Genomic DNA, 16,653 nt, shown 5'->3' on the forward strand with positions numbered 1-16,653 from the left:
ACATCCATGGTTGCGCCGGTTGCCTTGTCGATCAATGAATCGGCTCGCTCTCCTGCAGCAGGTGCTGAGCCTTCAGCTTGGCATGGGCCAGATCGGGTACGTAATGCAGGCGCCCCGGCAGGCGATGAATGCCGGCGCGGCGCAGTTTGAGGCGCACGCTTGGGCTGCTGCCTGCCAGGATCAGCGTGATTCCCTGCTTGCGGTAATCCAGTAGCACGTTTTCCAGGGCCGCCAGGGCCGTCATGTCCAGCATCGGTACGCCACTGATGTCGACGATCACCACTTTCACGTCCGGGTTGAAGCGGCGCAACACACCCAGGGCCTTCTCGGCTGCGCCGAAGAACAGCGGCCCGCGAATGGTGTAGGCGGCGACATGCGCGGGCAGGTCAGCGAACAGGCGCTTCTGGCTATCGCGCAGGCTGGTGGTGTCGGTCAGGTCGCTCATGCGCTTGATGAACAGGCCCGCTGCCAGCAATAGACCCACGCCCACGGCCAGGACCATGTCGAACAGCACCGTCAGCACCAGGCAGGTGAGCAGCACCAGGACGTCGCTGCGTGGCGCGATACGCAGCGTCTTCAGCACATGAGGGACTTCACTCATGTTCCAGGCCACCATCAGCAGCAGCGCCGCCAGAGCCGCCATCGGCAGGTGGCTGAACAGGGGCGCCAGCCAGAGAATAGCCACCAGCACCACGCCGGCATGGATGATCGCCGCCAGTGGCGAGAAAGCGCCGGCGCGCACGTTGGCGGCACTGCGGGCGATGGCGGCCGTGGCGGTGATGCCACCGAACAGCGGCGCCACCAGATTGCCCAGGCCCTGACCGAGCAGCTCGGCATTGGGGTCGTGGCTGCTGCCGGTCATGCCGTCGGCGACCACCGCGCACAGCAGCGACTCGATGGCGCCGAGCATGGCGATGGCGAATGCCGGTGCCAGCAACTGATGGAACAGCTCGAAGCTCAGTACCAGCGGCTGTCCATCGGGGCCGGGCAGTGTCCAGGGCCAGGCGAAGTCCGGAAGAAACGGCGGAATGCCGGGGTGGCTCACGCCATCGACGCTGTAGCTGAAGCGCTCGCCCAGCGTGGCCACCGGCAGCCCCGAGGCTTCCAGGGCGAGTCCGGCCAGGGCACCGACCGTGAGCGCAGCCAGATGTCCGGGCACCTTGGGCACCCAGCGTGGCCAGAGGATCAGGACCGCCAGGCAGAGTGCCGCGACCAGGGCGTCGCCCGGCTGCGCGCTGGGCAGGGCGCTGACCAGCAAGCCGATCTGTTCGAGGTAATGCTGCGGTTGTTCGGTGACGCTCAGGCCGAACACGTCCTTGAGCTGCAGGGTAGCGATGACGATGCCGATGCCCGCAGTGAACCCGAGAATCACCGGGTAAGGCACGAAGGCGATCAGCCTGCCGGCGCGCAGCAGGCCCATGGCGATCAGGATCAGACCGGCGAGCATGGTGCACAGCAGCAGCCCGCCGAGGCCGAATTGCTGGGTGATCGGCAGGAGGATGACCACGAAGGCCGCCGTCGGGCCTGACACGTTGAAGCGTGAGCCGCCAGTCAGGGCGATCAGCGGAGCCGCAACCAGTACGGTATACAGGCCATGTTGCGGCGGGGCGCCCACTGCGATGGCCAGCGCCATCGCCAGCGGTATGGCGATGATACCGACCGTCAGGCCAGCACTGATGTCGCCACGCAAGGCACGACCGTTGTAGCCCGAACGCAAGGCTTGACGCCAAGCGGCGAACAGGGGCGGAAAAGTCATCCAGGACACTCCATGTGCGCAAAGGTCGAGTATATGTCGAGAGTAAAGCGCACCTGCAAATCCGCTTGCGACCCTGTACGACCTTGGTCGCAACGGCCTCTGGTGCGTTGAGTGAGCAGGTCTCCAGGAGTAAACTGCCGCCCCCGTGAGGCTCGTCGACTGGAGTGAAGATGCGCAAAGACAAGCAGAAGGTGTTGGGTGAAGAGATTACCGACGAGTCGATCAAGCTGTTTCTCGAGCCCGAGCCGGCCGACGATACGCCGCCGTCGCTGCACAAGCTGATCAAGGCCTATCGCGGTTTGCGCATCGATGATTTCGAGCGCTTCATCGGCTTTTTCACCGAAGCGGGATATGACCTGCAGGCGCAGGATGCCGAGGGTCGGGATATCGTCGCCCTGATTGGCGATCAGCGTCAGGCAGCGCCTTATATCGAAGTGATCCGGGCCGCTCGCGGCTGAGCCGGGCAAGATTCCGCCGCAATTGCTTGCGGCAGCACAGGACAAGGGCTGAGCGGCTGGCAGCCACACATGATTTTCCCGCCGCGCGTTTCCCGTAGAGCCCAGGTCTGTCGCCTTGCTCCGGAAAATGCGGTGCGGGAGGGAGTAGGCCAAAAGCCGTTCTCCTGAAAGCGGACAGTTCCCTTTTGTGGCGGACTGTTTTCGGGCACAAGCCCGGACAGCGGTATGAAGACTTCCTCCGTTTTCGACCGTCTGGCTGGTGGTTTTACGCGATTGCGTACTGCGGTCGTGACAGTTTAATGCTGTGTTTCTGGAGAACGCGTTAATGGCGCAACACGATAGCGAAGCGGTAGATATGGTACTGGTGGGCGCCGGTATCATGAGTGCCACTCTGGCAGTACTGCTCAAGGAACTCGATCCCAACATACGTCTTGAGATTGTCGAACTGCAGGAGTCCGGAGCCGTCGAGAGCTCGAACCCCTGGAACAACGCCGGCACCGGCCATGCGGGACTGTGTGAGCTGAACTACACGCCGGACAGCAAGGATGGCTCGATCGATATCAAGAAGGCCGTCACCATCAATACCCAGTTCGAGGTCTCGAAGCAGTTCTGGGCCTACCTGAGTGATCGTGAAGGTTTCGGCAGCCCCAGGGACTTCCTCAATGTAGTGCCGCATCTGAGCTTCGTGCGTGGCGAAAAGAACATCGACTACCTCAAGCGTCGTTTCGAGGCGCTGAAGCAGCACCATGCTTTCGAGGACATGGTCTACAGTGAAGACCGCGCCACCATGCAGGAATGGATGCCGCTGATGATGCCCGGTCGCCCGGCTGACGAGCCCATCGCCGCGACCCGCGCAATGAACGGCACCGATGTCAATTTCGGCAAGCTGACCCGTCAGATGCTGGACTACCTGGCGACCAAGCCGGGCGTGAAGATGTCCTATCTGCAGAAGGTCACCGGACTTGCGCGCAACGGCAAGGGTTGGCGTGTAGAGATCAAGAACAGCCAGGATGGCAGCAGCCGTGAAATCGATGCCGGTTTCGTCTTCCTTGGTGCGGGCGGTGCGGCGCTGCCGTTGCTGCAGATGTCCGGCATCGAGGAAGGCAAGGGTTACGGTGGCTTTCCGGTCAGTGGTCAGTGGCTGCGTTGCGACAACCCGGAAATCGTCAGCCAGCATCAGGCCAAGGTCTACAGCCTGGCTGCCGTCGGCGCACCGCCGATGTCCGTGCCGCACCTGGATACGCGCGTGGTGGACGGCAAGAAGTCGCTGCTGTTCGGGCCTTATGCAGGCTTTACCACCAAGTTCCTGAAATATGGCTCGCCGCTCGACCTGCCGATGTCGATCCGCCCGAGCAACCTCAAGCCGATGCTGGCCGTTGCGCGTGACAACATGGACCTGACCCGTTACCTGATCAAGGAAGTGCGGCAGTCCATGGAAGATCGTCTGGACACCTTGCGCGGTTTCTATCCGCAGCTCAAGGCCGAGGACTGGCGCCTGGAAGTGGCGGGCCAGCGTGTGCAGATCATCAAGAAAGACCCGAAAAAAGGTGGCGTTCTGCAGTTCGGGACCGAACTGGTATCGGCTGCGGACGGTTCCATCGCCGCGCTGCTGGGCGCGTCGCCGGGTGCCTCGGTGACCGTTTCGATCATGCTCGACCTGATCCAGCGCTGCTTCCCCGAGCAGCTCGGAAGCGAGGCGTGGACCACGAAGCTCGGTGAGATATTCCCGGCTCGTGAAAATGTGCTCGAAAGCGATGCCGTCGCCTACCGTGAAGTGGTCGCGATGATCGACAAGCGCCTGGGGCTGGCCGACTAAGGTCGCCTGCGCGCTAAGTCCAAAGCCGCCCTGTTCAGCATGAGCAGGGCGGCTTTTTCATGTGTTGGGCTGTACTTCAGTATGCGCAACACCTGAGGACGGTATGGGTTTGCCGATCCAGTCGAGGCGTATTTCGCGAACCTCCACCCAGCGCTCACCATGCGGCCTGCTGGCGGCGGTCAGCAGCATACGGCAGCGATCCTCGTCATCGACGAAGGCATAGTGGCGACGCATGGGGCGGCGAAGCGCGGCGAGAGACATGAGCATAAAGCGGGCTCCGAATGCGTTTGCCGCTTTTATCGCAGCTTTTCATGACCGCTTGATGAACGGCGGAGCTTATCGCGGCGAGGCTTGCGCGCATTGCTGTCGGGCGCTTGCAGTGCTGGTTATACTGCACGCCATCGCTCACCCAATCTGGAGAAAACGGCATGCTGCAACGTCTGTTGTTCAGCCTTTTCACTGTGTCCGCGCTGGCGCTCGCCGGTTGTGCGCACAGCCCGCAACAGCTCGATCCGACCCCGAAACTCACCGGCACCATCAATCCCGTCGGCCAGGGCCAGCCGGTCGCGGTGCGGATCGTCGATGGCCGTCCTTCGCCGACCCTCGGCACGCGCGGTGGCCTGTATCCCGAAACCAGCGCCGTCAGCGTGCCGAAGGAAAAAATCCTGCCCAAGCTGCAGGCCGAGGCCGAGGCAGCCGTTCGCCTGCTCGGATTCACCCCGTCGGCCAACGCCTACAACGCACCGCAGCTGACCCTGACCCTGGCCGAGCTGAAGTACCAGTCACCCAAGGAAGGGCTCTACGTGACCGAGGCGACCATCGGCGCTACCTTCCGCATCGAGGTGCAGAACGCCGGGCGGCGCTATACCGGTCGTTATGGTGCGACGCTCAACCAGCGCTTCGGCATGGCGCCCAACGAGCAGACCAATACCAAGCTGGTCAGCGACGTATTGAGCGATGCCCTGACCAGGGTGTTCAAGGACCAGAATATCGGTCAGGTGCTTTCGCAGTAGCTGGCAGCCCAGGCAGGCCGTAAAAAAGAAACCCGCATCTGATGCGGGTTTCTTTTTTCTGGTGAACGGGTGGATATCGATCGGGATTCAGCGCACCCCGGAATTGCGCAATGCCGCCGGTGTGTACTGATGCGAGCTGGTTTCGTAGTTGTAGCGGTAGGGGTTCTTTTCTTCGTTCTTCATGCCCATGACCAGATAGCGGCCTGAGATCAGATCGTAGAGGGTTTCCATGGCATACAGCGGCACCTGCTCGTTGTAGTAGTAGGCGCTATGCGCCTCGGCTACCCGCCATAGCGAATTGCGGCCATCGTAGTGGTCGATGATCGAGGCCTGCCAGGTGTCCTCGTCGATAAAGAAGTTGCGCTTGGCATAGATATGCCGCTCGCCGCTTTTCAGCGTGGCCTCGACTTCCCATACGCGGTGCAGTTCGTAACGGGTCAGGTCCTGGTTGATATGGCCGGCCTTGATGATGTCGCCATACTTGAGCTGCGGTGAGTCCAGGCGGTAGGCGTTGTAGGGAATGTACAACTCCTTCTTGCCCACCAGTTTCCACTCGTAGCGATCCGGCGCGCCGTTGAACATATCCAGGTTGTCGGAGGTGCGCAGGCCGTCGGCGGCGGTGCCTGGCCCGTCATAGGCCACCTGCGGGGCGCGCCGCACACGGCGCTGGCCGGCGTTGTAGATCCAGGCCATGCGCGGTTCCTGCACCTGGTCCAAGGTTTCATGCACCAGCAGCACGTTGCCCGCCAGGCGGGAGGGTTCGGTGACCTGCTGCTTGAAGTAGAACAGCACGTTGCCGTGCTTGTCCGGGCTGTAATCGCTCAGACTTTCGGTATAGACGACCTCGTCGACGAACTTCACCAGGCTGTAGTTGCCGTTGACCTGGGGGGTCGCCTGCGCCACGACGCGGCGGGCCGAGCCGCCACGGTAGCGGGTGATATGGTTCCAGATCGTTTCCAGGCCATCCTGCGGGATGGGAAAGGCGATGGCCGTATCGAGGTTTTCCAGGCCGTTACCGCCGCGTACCAGCGCGGTCCGGGTGGCGTTGCGCTGTGCCGCGTCGTAGATGCGCTGCGGCATGGCGGCGCTGCGCCGGGTTTCGAAGACCGGCAGCCGATAGGTCTCGGGATAGCGCGTGAGCATGGCGATCTGGCCGGGGCTCAGGTTCTCCTGATACTGCACGTAATTCTGCGCGGTGATGGTGAATTTGGCTGTGTCGCTCGGATAGGGATCGCTGACGAAACCGTCGGTACTGATCGGCGCGGCGTCGGTCGCCAGCCCGCCGGTCCAGGCGGGGATGGTGCCGGCGGCGTTGCCGGCTTGTTCCGCGCCGATGGGTGTCAGGCTGTCGCCCAGCCTTGCCGCTTCCGTTTCGGATACCGCGGCCATGGTCCCACTGGTCAGCATGGCGCTTGCCAGCAGGGTGAGTGAGAGTGCCCCCTTTTTCCTAATATTCTTATTCATTGTTTGGTCCTGTTGATCCTGAGTGGCTGAATCCCTCGAGCGCTACCGCACGCTCATCGCTTCGCTCGTGCCGGGCAGTTCGCCTGGTTGCCCATACCGGCGCGTGCTCTATTTCGGACGTTTGAAGCGAGACGAGGGTTAAGCCGAAAAGGATTGCAAGTCAATGAATAGCCCAGGGACTATCGGCATAAATGGCACAAATAGCCGGTCAATTGCCGGCTTTCAGTCAGGCGTGCGAGCGGATTCGCCCGTTTCGCTGTAGCGGCGAAACGGGGCTATGGCCAGCAGAGGGTTTGCCGTGGGCTGCTACAGCGGCAGGCCGGCCTTGAGGCGATACTGGTTGCGCACGGGCGTGGCGTACTGCTGGATCAGGTAGGGTTGATGCTCACTCGGGCAGGCGCTCAGGCGGCGCTTCCACTCGGCTTCGGCACGGGCGATTTCCTCGTTGCTGAACAGCTCGGCGAGACTGGGGATCGCCAGCTCGGGGTCGCAGTCGTCCCAGATCCGGTAGGCCAGGTAATGCACCGGGAACAGGCGATAATCGCAGAGGATCTGCCGGTCGATCTCGGCGGCCAGCTGCCTGGCGTCTTCCGGGACTTCGCTGATGGGCGTGCCGAAGCCGATATGCACGCGGCCCTTGTAGCCGGTGATGCCCAGGGCGATGCTGGCGTCATCTTCGCCGGGCGCCTTGGTGTAGCTGCCGGTGGTGTCGCGGATATACAGCTCGCGGGCCTTGGCCAGGTCGCAGGGGTCGTATTCATAGCTGATCGACACCGGCGTGGGCCGCAGGGCGGACAGGACCTCGGCGAAGGGCTCGTCCTTGCGGCTCATGTGCAGCATTTTCAGGATTGCGGTGTCGGTGCGGTCGTCGCCATCCTTGGCCCGGCCTTCGGCCTGGGCGATCCAGATCGACTCGCCATCGGTGCGAATCGAGTGGTTGATATAGGCCGACAGCAGCTGATAGGCCGCGAGTTTCTCGCGCCGACCGGTGATCGAGCGACGCACGATAAAACTCTTGTTCAGCCGCATCAGGTCGCTGACGAAAGGCCGCTGCAGGAGATTGTCGCCAATGGCGATACGCGGCGTGCGCAGCTTCGCCTGGAACACCGCGTAATTGACGAAGGCGGGGTCCATCACGATATCGCGATGGTTGGCCATGAACAGATAGGCGCAGCCGTGCTGCAGGCTGTTCAGGCCGGAATAGGTGATGCCGTCGGTGGCACGTTCGATGGTGCGGTCCAGGTACATTTCGATCCGGGCCTGCAGCGTATCGACCGAGTGAATGGTGGCAAACTCGCTCCGCAGGCGTTGCGCGATAAGCGGTTTGAGCAGCCAGCCCAGAGGGCCGGCCAGTCGCGGAAAGCGAAAACGCGCCAGAATGTCGAGGAACTCCCGGTCGGCGAACAGCCGCGCCATCACGGCAGGGACTTCGGCGTCGGTATAGGGTCGGATGGCTTCGAATTCGTCCATCATGCTCTCTGTAAGGGAAACCACTGAATAACCCCAATTGTTTCGGGGTCGTAACTGGACGGCGATTATAACGACAAGTCACGCGGGAGACGCTGAAAGCGAAACTGGGCCACAATTACCGTGTGGCTAGTAATGAATCCGCAGGCTCCAGCCGTGATTGGGTCCGTGCGGAACGGGAACAGTTGTCAGTCGTTTGCGAGAAGGAAGCTGCGATGCAACGCATATACGAAGCGCGGGACCTGCTGGAGGCCGAAATGCTGATCGGCATGCTGGCCGGCGAGGGGGTCGAGGCATTCCTGACCGGGCGTCATCTGATCGGTGCGGTTGGGGAGCTGCCGGCTGCCGGGCTGCTCGGCCTGATGGTCGGCGATGAACAGGCCGAGCGCGCGCGACAGCTGATCGCCGAGTACAATGACGCCGAGCTGCTGCCCGCTGATGAGCCTGAGAGTTATCCGGGCGAGCTTCTCTGTTAGCCACCGCTGCCAGATGCGGGCGGTGCCCTCGCTTTTCAGTTCTGTGAGTCCCCGTCCATGTGTGGCCGTTATGCCCTGTTTCGCTGGAGTCCGGCCTTTGCCGCGCTACCCGGTTTTCCCGCCGATCAGTCGCCGCACTGGAGCCTGGCGCCTGGCGCTTCGGTACTGTTGTTGCGCCGGAGCGAGGGAGGGGATGTGCAGCTCGATCGTGTGCGCTGGGGGCTGACGCCCGCCTGGCTGAGCGACTTCACCCGCACGCCGGCTCAGGCGCGAGCGGAAACCCTGGCCGAGCAACCGATGTTCCGTGACGCCTTCCGCCTGCGCCGTGGTGTATTGCCGGCCAATGGCTTCTATGAATGGCGCGGCACGGCGCGCAAGCGCCCCTACTGGATGACGGGCGAAGCCTCGCTGGTGTATTTCGCGGCGGTCTGGGAAGCCTATCCGGTACAGGGCCACACCTACCTCAGTGCGGCAGTGGTGACCCTGCCGGCGGCGAATCAGCGCCGGCCCGTGATGCTCGACGAGGCGGGCATGCGTGCCTGGCTCGATCCCGAGACGCCCCTCGATGCCTTGCAGGCTTTGCTCGCCGCGCCGCAACCGGTACTGCGTGAACGGCCACTGGCGACCTTCGTCAACGACCCGAAGCTGGATGCGCCGGAGTGCCTGACGCCGGCGAACTAGCCGTGTGCTCCTGCATTGCCTGATACCTTTTTACCGCGCCGTAGCCTGCTCTTCGTAGGGCCGAACTTGTTCGGCTTTGCCGTTCGCTGCGGATTCGCGGTCGAATAAATTCGACCCTACAGGCGGAGCAGGGCGGTGCTTACCGCGCCGGGGCCTCTCTTTGCGTAGGGCCGAACTTGTTCGGCCAGGCGAGGTGGCAGGTGGTTTTCAACGGCCTGTCAGACCTTGAACTGATTGATCAACCGCCGCTGCTGCTCGGCCAGGCGGGTCAGGCCGGCGCTGGCCTGGCTGGCTTCCTCGGCGCCACCGGCGACTTCGTGGGCGACCTGGCCGATACTGACCACGTTGCGATTGATGTCTTCGGCTACCGCGCTCTGCTCTTCGGCGGCGCTGGCGATCTGATTGTTCATGTCGTTGATCTGCGACACCGCCTGGGTGATGGTTTCCAGCGCCTGTGCCGCCTCGTCAGCCTGTGCGACGCTGTCCAGGGTGCGGCTCTGGCTGCTTTCCATGACGTCTACTGCGTCTCGGGTACCGCTTTGCAGTTGCTGGATCATGCTCTGGATTTCGCCGGTGGCCTGTTGGGTCTTCTGCGCCAGGTTGCGCACCTCGTCAGCGACCACGGCGAAGCCGCGGCCCTGTTCGCCGGCTCGTGCAGCTTCGATGGCGGCGTTGAGGGCCAGCAGGTTGGTTTGCTCGGCGATGCTGCGAATGGTGATCAGAATCGCATCGATATTTTCGCTGTCCCGCGCCAGGGTCTGCACCACCTTCACCGCACGACCGATCTCGTCGGCCAGTTCGGCGATGGACGCACCGGTGGCTGCGACGATCCGCTTGCCCTGATTGGCGGCGTGGTCGGCGCTGTTCGCGGCTTCGGCTGCCTGAGTGGCATTGCGCGCGACATCCTGGGCGGTGGCGGTCATCTCATGCACGGCGGTGGCTACCAGTTCGATCTCGGCGAGCTGGCGCTGTACGCCCTGATCGGTGCGATTGGCGATATCGGCGGTTTCTTCCGAGGCATCGCTGACTTTCTGCACGGAGCCGACCACCTCGCCGATCATGCCTTGCAGGCGCGCCAGGAAAGCATTGAAGCCGCGTGCGATCTGGCCCAGCTCGTTCTTGCTGTCGACATTCAAACGCTGGGTCAGGTCGCCCTCGCCCTGGGCGATGTCGTCGAGCATCGACACCATGCGGCGCAGGGGGCGGGTGATGCCGGCGCTGGCCAGCCAGATGGCGAGGATACCGAGCAGGGCGATGCCAAGCCCGATCGCCAGCATGGTCAGCAGGCCGCTCTGGTGCTCGGCATCGAGTTCGGCCAGCAGCTGGTCGAGGTCCTGCATCACCACGGCGAGCGGCAGCTCGAGCCTGATCGTCCAGCGCGCGTCGGTGCCTGGAAAGGTGAACGGCAAGGACACTTCGACCTGCTGCTGGGCCTTGTTCATCTGCAGCGAAGGCGTATCCAGAGGCAGTTGCTGCAGGCGGGAGAAACTGTCCCCATCGAGAACCGCGCTGGCCGAAGCGCCCAGCTGGGAAACGTCGCCGGTATAGGCGGCCAGGCGACCGTTAGTGGTGATCAGGGCAATCTCGCCGGCTCCGTTGTAGAGCTGGCTGTTCACCTGGGTCAGGAGCTGCTGGATGAAATCGATCTCGAGGTCGGCGCCAACGATACCCTGGAATTTGCCGTCGATGATGATCGGTGCGCTGAACGAGGAAAGCAGCGCCATCTTGCCGTTCATTTCATAGGGCGCCGGGTTGCCCACGCAGGGTTTGAGGGTTTCGCGCGGGCACAGGTAGTACTCGCCGGCGCGCACGCCGGTCGGTAGCAGCGTGGTGTCTTCGATGTCGCCAAGGGTGTCGAGTTTCAGGCTGCCGCTGCCGTCGCGGTACAGCCAGCTGGCGAAGCGGCCATTGAGCATGCCGGGCGTATCGCCACCGTACATGATGTCGTTGGCATCGACGCCGTTGGGCTCCCAGGCGATATACAGGCTGTTGAGCGTCGGATTCTGTTCCAGCGTTTCCCGGCCCAGGTTGATCAGCTCTTCACGGGTGAGGTTGGCCATCGGCATGCCGTCTTCGCCGGTCTTGCCTGACAGCGCATTGACCCGCGCCACGTTCGTTGCGATCAGCAGCGGCAGTTGCAGCTGCGCCTGAATGCGGCTGACCTGATGCTGGGCAAGCGCACTGACGCGCTGCTCCACCATGCCCTCGATCAGCGTGCGCGTGCGCGATTCCACCATCTGCTGGGTCTGCGTACCACTCCACATGACGTAGAGCAGCAAGGCCGCCGTTACCGCAAGAATGCCGGCGCCGGCGAAGGCGGCAAAGGAGGTCTGGATCGATTTGAACATGGCAGCTTCCCGAATTTTTATTCTGGTCCATTGATATCGGCCATGCGGGGCAGGACTGTAGTGCGCCCCGATGAGCGTTGCGTGCGCCGCTGTTGCTCGGCAAGAGGGCTCGCTCTAGCATACGGCGCAGAACTCACCGGAGACGCGACATGTCAAAGCCGCATTCTTTCACCCTGGCCCTGGCCGCTTCCCTGCTCGTCGGTTGCCAGGCCGTCAACACCACCAGTGGCGGTGCCGTCGGCGTCGAGCGCAAGCAGTACATGTTCAGCATGCTGTCCACCGAGCAGGTCAACCAGATGTATGCGCAGTCCTACCAGCAAACCCTGAGCGAAGCGTCGCAGAAGGGTGTCCTGGCGAAGAACAGCGCGCTCGGCAAGCGCGTCGATGGCATCGCCCGGCGCCTGATCGCCGAGGTGCCGGCGTTCCGCCCGGACGCCGCCCAGTGGGACTGGGAAGTCAACGTGATCAATAGTCCGGAGCTGAATGCCAACTGCGGGCCGGGCGGCAAGATCATCTTTTACAGCGGCCTGATCGAACAGTTGAAGTTGACCGATGATGAAATCGCCGCGGTGATGGGCCATGAAATCGCCCATGCGCTGCGCGAGCATGGGCGCGAGGCGATGTCCAAGGCCTATGGCGTGCAGATGGCGACGCAGCTGGGCTCGGCCTTTGGCGTCGGCGATGGCAGCCTGCAACTGGCCAACATGGGCGTTGAATACCTGATGACGCTGCCCAACAGCCGCAGCAACGAAAACGAAGCCGACCTGATCGGCCTGGAACTGGCCGCACGCGCTGGCTACAACCCCAACGCGGCGGTCAGCCTGTGGCAGAAGATGGGCGCCGCCGGTGGTTCGGCGCCGCCGGAGTTCCTCAGCACGCACCCGTCTTCGAGCAGTCGCACGCAGGCCTTGCAGAGCAATATCCCCAAGGTGATGCCGCTGTACGAGCAGAATCGCAAGCGTTAACTACGGTCGAAGGCGAGCTGCCACTGGCTTAGATCGGTGGCAGGATGATCGGCAGAGGGTTGTCGCTGCCTAGTTGTTGCCGGGCGCTTTCCAGATCGAACAGGCTGTTGATTTCCTCGATATCGCCGTTGGGGTTGAGGGTCCACAGCGACATGACCGCCACAGTGAGTATCTTGCCGCTCGGTGGATAGCCGAACACCGGCTTCGTCAGGGTGCCGAACAGTGTGCTGGAGGTGACCACTCGGTTGCCTTCACTGAGGCATTCGTCCACCACCACTTCAATATCCGCCATGGCCAGGCGGATTTCCCGCACGATCAGGCCGAATCCTGCGCTGTTGACCGGTTGCGCGATGAACGAACTCTTGTAGCTGAAGTAGCGGCTCTGCAGCTGCTCGGCCAGCGCCAGGCGACCCTTGCCCCAGCTCAGGTCGATGTGCTGGCGAACCCGACGTTTGCGTTCCTCTGGTGACATGCAGCCTGCTCCCCCGTTTGGCCGCCAGAAGCGCGGTACGCCGGCACTCTAGCAGCACTGGGAAGCTGGCAAGTTGCGCTGCGTATCAGACTGGAAGCATGCCGTTCAGACTCAGTGCCTGGTAGGTGGCATACAGGGCCAGGGCGGCGAAGCCGATGGCCGCAATCCGGCGGATCAGCGTCAGTGGCAGGCGGTCGGCGGCGAAGTTGCCGGCCAGCACCACGGGTACGTTGGCGATCAGCATGCCCAGCGTGGTGCCGACGATGACCATGAGGAAGTCCGGGTACTGCGCGGCGAGCATCACCGTCGCCACTTGGGTCTTGTCGCCCATCTCCGCCAGAAAAAACGCGACCAGCGTGGCCATGAAGGGGCCGAAGTAGCGACCGCGTGCGGCTTCCTCATCCTCCAGCTTGTCCGGCACCAGCGTCCACAGGGCGACCGCGGCGAAGGAGGCGGCGAGAATCCAGCTGAGGACGGCGGGTGAAACCAGCGTGGAAACCCAGTTGCCCACGGCGCCGGCCAGCGCATGGTTGATCAGGGTGGCGATGAGGATGCCCCAGATGATGGGCGCTGGACGCCGATAGCGTGCCGCCAGCAGCAGGGCGAGCAACTGGGTCTTGTCACCGATTTCGGCGAGCGCGACGATCAGGGTGGAGATGTAGAACGATTCCAAGCAGGTTCCTTGAGGGCGGGTCGACGAAATCACCATGACACGCAACATCCGCCCGCCCAGGGTCAGAGTTACGTGTCATGGGTCTTGTCAAACCGGGCATCGGCTGCCGAGGCAGGCCGCGCAGGTCGCATGCGCCATGGTCTGTGGACCAAGTATGTTGACGCATGCCAGGCGAGCAGGGCGCTCGCCGGAGACTACTCCCCCAGGACGGACGCGAGTTTGCACAAGCGCAGCGCGTTGTGCAAGTCGCTCAGCCGCTGCGTTGTGCGCGATAGATGCGAAAGCCGTCGGCGCTGGCCAGGGTTTCGCAACGGCCCAGGTGCGCTTCGATCAGCGGTGGGTACTTGAGGAAGGCGTTGGCCACCAAGCGCAGCTCGCCGCCGGGGCGCAGATGGCTGGCGGCGCGCTGCAGCAGGTTTTCGCTGGCGGCGTAATGGGTGTGTACACCCTGATGGAAGGGCGGGTTGCTGATGATCGCGGCGCATTCATGGGGGGCGGCATCGATGCCGTCGCCGCTGATGACGGTAGCTTCCAGTCCGTTGGCGGCGAGGGTCATGCGGCTGCTCTCGGCGGCGAAGGCATCGACATCCAGCAGATGTACCTCGCTGTCCGGGTAACGACGTTTCAGTGATGCGCCGATGATGCCGGCGCCGCAGCCGAAATCCAGCAGGCGACCGCTCGGCAAGCCGTCGAGATGCTCCAGCAGCAGCTGCGTGCCGCGGTCGAGCCGGCCATGGCTGAACACGCCGGGCAGGCTGATGACCTGCAGCGGGCCATCCGCCAGTTCCAGGCTGAAACGCTGGGCCAGTGTCGAGAGTTCGGGGGGTTGCGGGCTGTGCTCCACCCGAACCTGCCAGAGCTGGCAATGCCGCGCGCTGTCGAGTTTGCGTGCTTTGCCGAACGGCGCCAGCTGTTTTGCCGCGCGCTCGATGCCGGCGCGCTTCTCGCCGACCAGATACAGCAGGCGCCCGGCGAGCCTGGAGGCCAGCGCGTTAAGAAGGTAATCGGTCAGTTCGCGGGACTTGGGCAGGAACAGCACCGCCGTATCGAAGCTGTCTGCCGGGGGCTGCACGGCGAATGCGCAGCGCCCGGCGAAGCGGGCCTGCAGCGCCTGATGATCGCCGGCGTGCCAGCTCCAGCCGCTGGCTCCGGAGAGCTGGCCGAGCAGATCGTCCGCCGGCAGCCCGGCAAGCAGCAGGTCGCCAGTGAAGAGTTCGGCCTGGCGCAGCAGTACTTCGCTTCGGGGATCCATGAAGACTCCGGGAAAAGCCGGTGAGCTTAGCAGCCTTGTGGTGGACTGTAGAAGCGTCGTCAGTTGACCAGACGCTTGGGCGCACCGGCAAAGAACGCCCCGGCGTTCTCGCTCATCTGGCCGACGATACGCTGCCGGGCTTCACGGCTGCCCCAGGCGCTGTGCGGGGTGACGATCAGGCGCGGCACGTCGGCGGCCAGCAATGGATTGTCGTAGCTCGGTGGCTCGCTGGTCAGCACGTCGGTGGCCGCGCCGCCCAGATGGCCCTGGCGCAAGGTGTCGGCCAGCGCCTGTTCGTCGATCAGGCCGCCGCGTGCGGTGTTGATGATGAATGCCGAAGGTTTCATCAGCTGCAGCTCGCGGGCGCCGATCAGGTTTTGTGTCTGTTCGGTCAGCGGGCAGTGCAGGGTCAGCGCATCGACCTGCGGCAGCAGTTCGTCCAGCGCGAGGCGTTCGGGGCGAGGCGGGCGGCCAGGCAGGTTGCCGGTCAGCACCTGCATGCCGAAGGATTCGGCCAGCCTGGCCACTGCGCTGCCCAGCTCGCCATGACCGAGAATGCCGAGCGTCTTGCCGGCCAGCTCGACGATGGGGAAGTCCAGCAGGCAGAATTGCCTACTTTCCTGCCAGCGACCACGGGCTACCGCGCCCTGGTAGTCCGGCAGGCGCGTGGCCAGAGCCAGCAGCAGCATCAGAGTGTGCTGGGCGACGGTGGCGGTACCATAGGCCTGGCAGTTGCAGACGGCGATGCCATGCTGCCGGGCGGCGGCGAGGTCGATATTGTTGAGGCCGGTGGCGGCCACCAGGATCAGCTTCAGCTCCGGGCAGGCGCTGAAGACGGCATCGCCCAGCGCGAGTTTGTTGACGATGGCGACCTGTGCGCCCTGCAGACGCTCGATGATCTGCGTCTCGTCGGTCCGGGTATGGCAGATCAGCTCATCGACGGACGATTGCAATGGGCTCAGATCAAGATCGCCCTGATCGAGCGGGGCGAGGTCGAGGAATACGGCGCGGCGGTTGCTCATGGGGTCGTACCTGAATTAATCAGCAGCTGATGTTCGAATGATGGAGTCAATGCATGTACTGGATGGAATTTCCCACTGTGGCCCTGGTGCATTTGCTTGCCGTGGCCAGCCCCGGGCCGGATTTTGCGGTGGTGGTGCGTGAAAGCGTAACCCGTGGCCAGCGTAGCGGCAGCTGGACGGCCCTCGGTGTGGGCTGCGGTATTGGGCTGCACGTAAGCTATTCGCTGCTCGGGATAGGCCTGATCGTCTCGCAGTCGATCCTGCTGTTCAACCTCTTCAAGTGGTTGGCGGCGGGCTATCTGTTTTACCTCGGGTTTCAGGCGCTGCGTACGCGCCCGGCGAAGGTCGGCGATATTTCGGTGACCGGGCCGGGCGAGCCGCTGTCGCGCAGGCGTGCCTTTACCATCGGTTTTGTCACCAATGGCCTGAATCCCAAGGCGACGCTGTTCTTTCTATCCTTGTTCACTGTGGTTATCGACCCCCATACCCCGCTCGCCGTTCAGGCTGGGTATGGGCTCTATCTGGCATTCGCCACCGGCGCGTGGTTCTGTCTGCTGGCCTGGTTGTTCAGCCGTGAGCGCGTGCGGGCAGGGTTTGGCCGGATGGGACATTGGTTCGACTGGTTGACGGGTGCGGTACTGATCGGCCTCGGCGTGCGACTGGTGGCCAGTGAGATGGGCTGATGGCAAATTTTTTTCCAGGAGCCGTCAAGGCTAAGCAAGGGTTTGCGCTGGATCTGTGGCTTGTGTTGGCAGGCTTTTGCCCTTCCGCTCCCATTTCTGCGTCTGGT

At 63.3% G+C, this 16,653-nt stretch carries 16 protein-coding genes and 1 riboswitch; of the genes, 7 read left to right on the forward strand and 9 right to left on the reverse strand.

Annotation, left to right across the window (positions count from 1 at the left end; translation table 11 throughout):
* Positions 1 to 31: 31 nt before the first annotated feature.
* Positions 32 to 1,756 (reverse strand): C4-dicarboxylic acid transporter DauA, encoded by a 1,725-nt coding sequence (dauA, locus tag G7020_RS15685; protein WP_181086118.1) that lies wholly within the window; start codon positions 1,754 to 1,756, stop codon positions 32 to 34.
* 170 nt (positions 1,757 to 1,926) lie between these two features.
* Between dauA and G7020_RS15690 the strand changes: the two genes are divergently transcribed.
* Together G7020_RS15690 and mqo are read left to right on the forward strand one after the other, a co-directional pair.
* Positions 1,927 to 2,214: a PA4642 family protein gene (locus G7020_RS15690; RefSeq protein ID WP_181086120.1), complete on the forward strand. Its 288-nt coding sequence runs from the start codon at positions 1,927 to 1,929 to the stop codon at positions 2,212 to 2,214.
* Positions 2,215 to 2,518: 304 nt separating this feature from the next.
* Entirely contained in the window at positions 2,519 to 4,030 is a 1,512-nt protein-coding gene (mqo, locus tag G7020_RS15695) for a malate dehydrogenase (quinone) (protein ID WP_181086122.1), read from the forward strand.
* 57 nt (positions 4,031 to 4,087) lie between these two features.
* On the opposite strand, the gene G7020_RS15700 is transcribed toward mqo, so the two are convergent.
* Positions 4,088 to 4,297 carry a hypothetical protein gene (locus G7020_RS15700; RefSeq protein WP_181086124.1) on the reverse strand — a complete coding sequence of 70 codons (210 nt, stop codon included), beginning with the start codon at positions 4,295 to 4,297 and terminating at the stop codon, positions 4,088 to 4,090.
* Between the two features lie 161 nt (positions 4,298 to 4,458).
* Here G7020_RS15700 and G7020_RS15705 point away from each other — a divergent pair, with 161 nt between their 5' ends.
* Entirely contained in the window at positions 4,459 to 5,043 is a 585-nt protein-coding gene (locus tag G7020_RS15705; protein ID WP_181086126.1) for a YajG family lipoprotein, read from the forward strand.
* Between the two features lie 87 nt (positions 5,044 to 5,130).
* Here the strand turns inward: G7020_RS15705 and G7020_RS15710 are convergent, their stop codons facing one another.
* Positions 5,131 to 6,507, reverse strand: a complete 1,377-nt coding sequence (locus tag G7020_RS15710) for a DUF1329 domain-containing protein (protein ID WP_181086128.1) — start codon at positions 6,505 to 6,507, stop codon at positions 5,131 to 5,133.
* Positions 6,508 to 6,813: 306 nt separating this feature from the next.
* On the reverse strand, positions 6,814 to 7,977 hold the full coding sequence (locus G7020_RS15715; protein ID WP_181086130.1) for a 1-acyl-sn-glycerol-3-phosphate acyltransferase: 1,164 nt from the start codon (positions 7,975 to 7,977) through the stop codon (positions 6,814 to 6,816).
* A 212-nt stretch (positions 7,978 to 8,189) separates the two neighbouring features.
* Between G7020_RS15715 and G7020_RS15720 the strand changes: the two genes are divergently transcribed.
* Together G7020_RS15720 and G7020_RS15725 are read left to right on the forward strand one after the other, a co-directional pair.
* The gene (locus G7020_RS15720) at positions 8,190 to 8,450 is read left to right on the forward strand and encodes a DUF2007 domain-containing protein (RefSeq protein ID WP_181086132.1); all 261 of its coding nucleotides are present in this window, start codon (positions 8,190 to 8,192) and stop codon (positions 8,448 to 8,450) included.
* A 57-nt stretch (positions 8,451 to 8,507) separates the two neighbouring features.
* Complete coding sequence (locus tag G7020_RS15725; protein ID WP_181086134.1) at positions 8,508 to 9,131, forward strand: SOS response-associated peptidase; 624 nt, start codon at positions 8,508 to 8,510, stop codon at positions 9,129 to 9,131.
* Positions 9,132 to 9,349: 218 nt separating this feature from the next.
* Here G7020_RS15725 and G7020_RS15730 read toward each other — a convergent pair whose 3' ends face one another.
* The gene (locus tag G7020_RS15730; RefSeq protein ID WP_181086136.1) at positions 9,350 to 11,479 is read right to left on the reverse strand and encodes a methyl-accepting chemotaxis protein; all 2,130 of its coding nucleotides are present in this window, start codon (positions 11,477 to 11,479) and stop codon (positions 9,350 to 9,352) included.
* A 149-nt stretch (positions 11,480 to 11,628) separates the two neighbouring features.
* Here G7020_RS15730 and G7020_RS15735 point away from each other — a divergent pair, with 149 nt between their 5' ends.
* Positions 11,629 to 12,444: a M48 family metallopeptidase gene (locus G7020_RS15735; RefSeq protein ID WP_181086138.1), complete on the forward strand. Its 816-nt coding sequence runs from the start codon at positions 11,629 to 11,631 to the stop codon at positions 12,442 to 12,444.
* A 28-nt stretch (positions 12,445 to 12,472) separates the two neighbouring features.
* Here the strand turns inward: G7020_RS15735 and G7020_RS15740 are convergent, their stop codons facing one another.
* The 4 genes from G7020_RS15740 to G7020_RS15755 all read right to left on the reverse strand — a co-directional run bounded on the left by G7020_RS15740 (position 12,473) and on the right by G7020_RS15755 (position 15,863).
* Positions 12,473 to 12,916, reverse strand: a complete 444-nt coding sequence (locus tag G7020_RS15740) for an ester cyclase (RefSeq protein WP_181086140.1) — start codon at positions 12,914 to 12,916, stop codon at positions 12,473 to 12,475.
* A gap of 85 nt (positions 12,917 to 13,001) precedes the next feature.
* Positions 13,002 to 13,589, reverse strand: coding sequence for a TMEM165/GDT1 family protein (locus tag G7020_RS15745; protein ID WP_181086142.1), 588 nt, complete (start codon positions 13,587 to 13,589; stop codon positions 13,002 to 13,004).
* Between the two features lie 89 nt (positions 13,590 to 13,678).
* Positions 13,679 to 13,811, reverse strand: a riboswitch (yybP-ykoY riboswitch).
* Between the two features lie 28 nt (positions 13,812 to 13,839).
* Complete coding sequence (locus tag G7020_RS15750) at positions 13,840 to 14,841, reverse strand: class I SAM-dependent methyltransferase (protein WP_181086143.1); 1,002 nt, start codon at positions 14,839 to 14,841, stop codon at positions 13,840 to 13,842.
* 59 nt (positions 14,842 to 14,900) lie between these two features.
* A complete protein-coding gene (locus tag G7020_RS15755; RefSeq protein ID WP_181086145.1) occupies positions 14,901 to 15,863 on the reverse strand; it encodes a 2-hydroxyacid dehydrogenase in 963 nt (320 codons plus the stop codon).
* Between the two features lie 53 nt (positions 15,864 to 15,916).
* Here G7020_RS15755 and G7020_RS15760 point away from each other — a divergent pair, with 53 nt between their 5' ends.
* Positions 15,917 to 16,546, forward strand: a complete 630-nt coding sequence (locus G7020_RS15760) for a LysE family transporter (RefSeq protein ID WP_181086147.1) — start codon at positions 15,917 to 15,919, stop codon at positions 16,544 to 16,546.
* Positions 16,547 to 16,653: the final 107 nt, after the last annotated feature.

This window comes from Stutzerimonas stutzeri (genome assembly GCF_013522825.1).
Classification (GTDB): Bacteria; Pseudomonadota; Gammaproteobacteria; order Pseudomonadales; family Pseudomonadaceae; genus Stutzerimonas; species Stutzerimonas stutzeri_AK.

Excerpts from the sequence above, each read along its gene's own strand:
- dauA (WP_181086118.1), bottom strand. The coding sequence starts at position 1,756 with ATGACTTTTCCGCCCCTGTTCGCCGCTTGGCGTCAAGCCTTGCGTTCG.
- G7020_RS15690 (WP_181086120.1), top strand. The coding sequence starts at position 1,927 with ATGCGCAAAGACAAGCAGAAGGTGTTGGGTGAAGAGATTACCGACGAG.
- G7020_RS15700 (WP_181086124.1), bottom strand. The coding sequence starts at position 4,297 with ATGCTCATGTCTCTCGCCGCGCTTCGCCGCCCCATGCGTCGCCACTAT.
- G7020_RS15705 (WP_181086126.1), top strand. The coding sequence starts at position 4,459 with ATGCTGCAACGTCTGTTGTTCAGCCTTTTCACTGTGTCCGCGCTGGCG.
- G7020_RS15710 (WP_181086128.1), bottom strand. The coding sequence starts at position 6,507 with ATGAATAAGAATATTAGGAAAAAGGGGGCACTCTCACTCACCCTGCTG.
- G7020_RS15715 (WP_181086130.1), bottom strand. The coding sequence starts at position 7,977 with ATGGACGAATTCGAAGCCATCCGACCCTATACCGACGCCGAAGTCCCT.
- G7020_RS15720 (WP_181086132.1), top strand. The coding sequence starts at position 8,190 with ATGCAACGCATATACGAAGCGCGGGACCTGCTGGAGGCCGAAATGCTG.
- G7020_RS15725 (WP_181086134.1), top strand. The coding sequence starts at position 8,508 with ATGTGTGGCCGTTATGCCCTGTTTCGCTGGAGTCCGGCCTTTGCCGCG.
- G7020_RS15730 (WP_181086136.1), bottom strand. The coding sequence starts at position 11,479 with ATGTTCAAATCGATCCAGACCTCCTTTGCCGCCTTCGCCGGCGCCGGC.
- G7020_RS15735 (WP_181086138.1), top strand. The coding sequence starts at position 11,629 with ATGTCAAAGCCGCATTCTTTCACCCTGGCCCTGGCCGCTTCCCTGCTC.
- G7020_RS15740 (WP_181086140.1), bottom strand. The coding sequence starts at position 12,916 with ATGTCACCAGAGGAACGCAAACGTCGGGTTCGCCAGCACATCGACCTG.
- G7020_RS15750 (WP_181086143.1), bottom strand. The coding sequence starts at position 14,841 with ATGGATCCCCGAAGCGAAGTACTGCTGCGCCAGGCCGAACTCTTCACT.
- G7020_RS15755 (WP_181086145.1), bottom strand. The coding sequence starts at position 15,863 with ATGAGCAACCGCCGCGCCGTATTCCTCGACCTCGCCCCGCTCGATCAG.
- G7020_RS15760 (WP_181086147.1), top strand. The coding sequence starts at position 15,917 with ATGTACTGGATGGAATTTCCCACTGTGGCCCTGGTGCATTTGCTTGCC.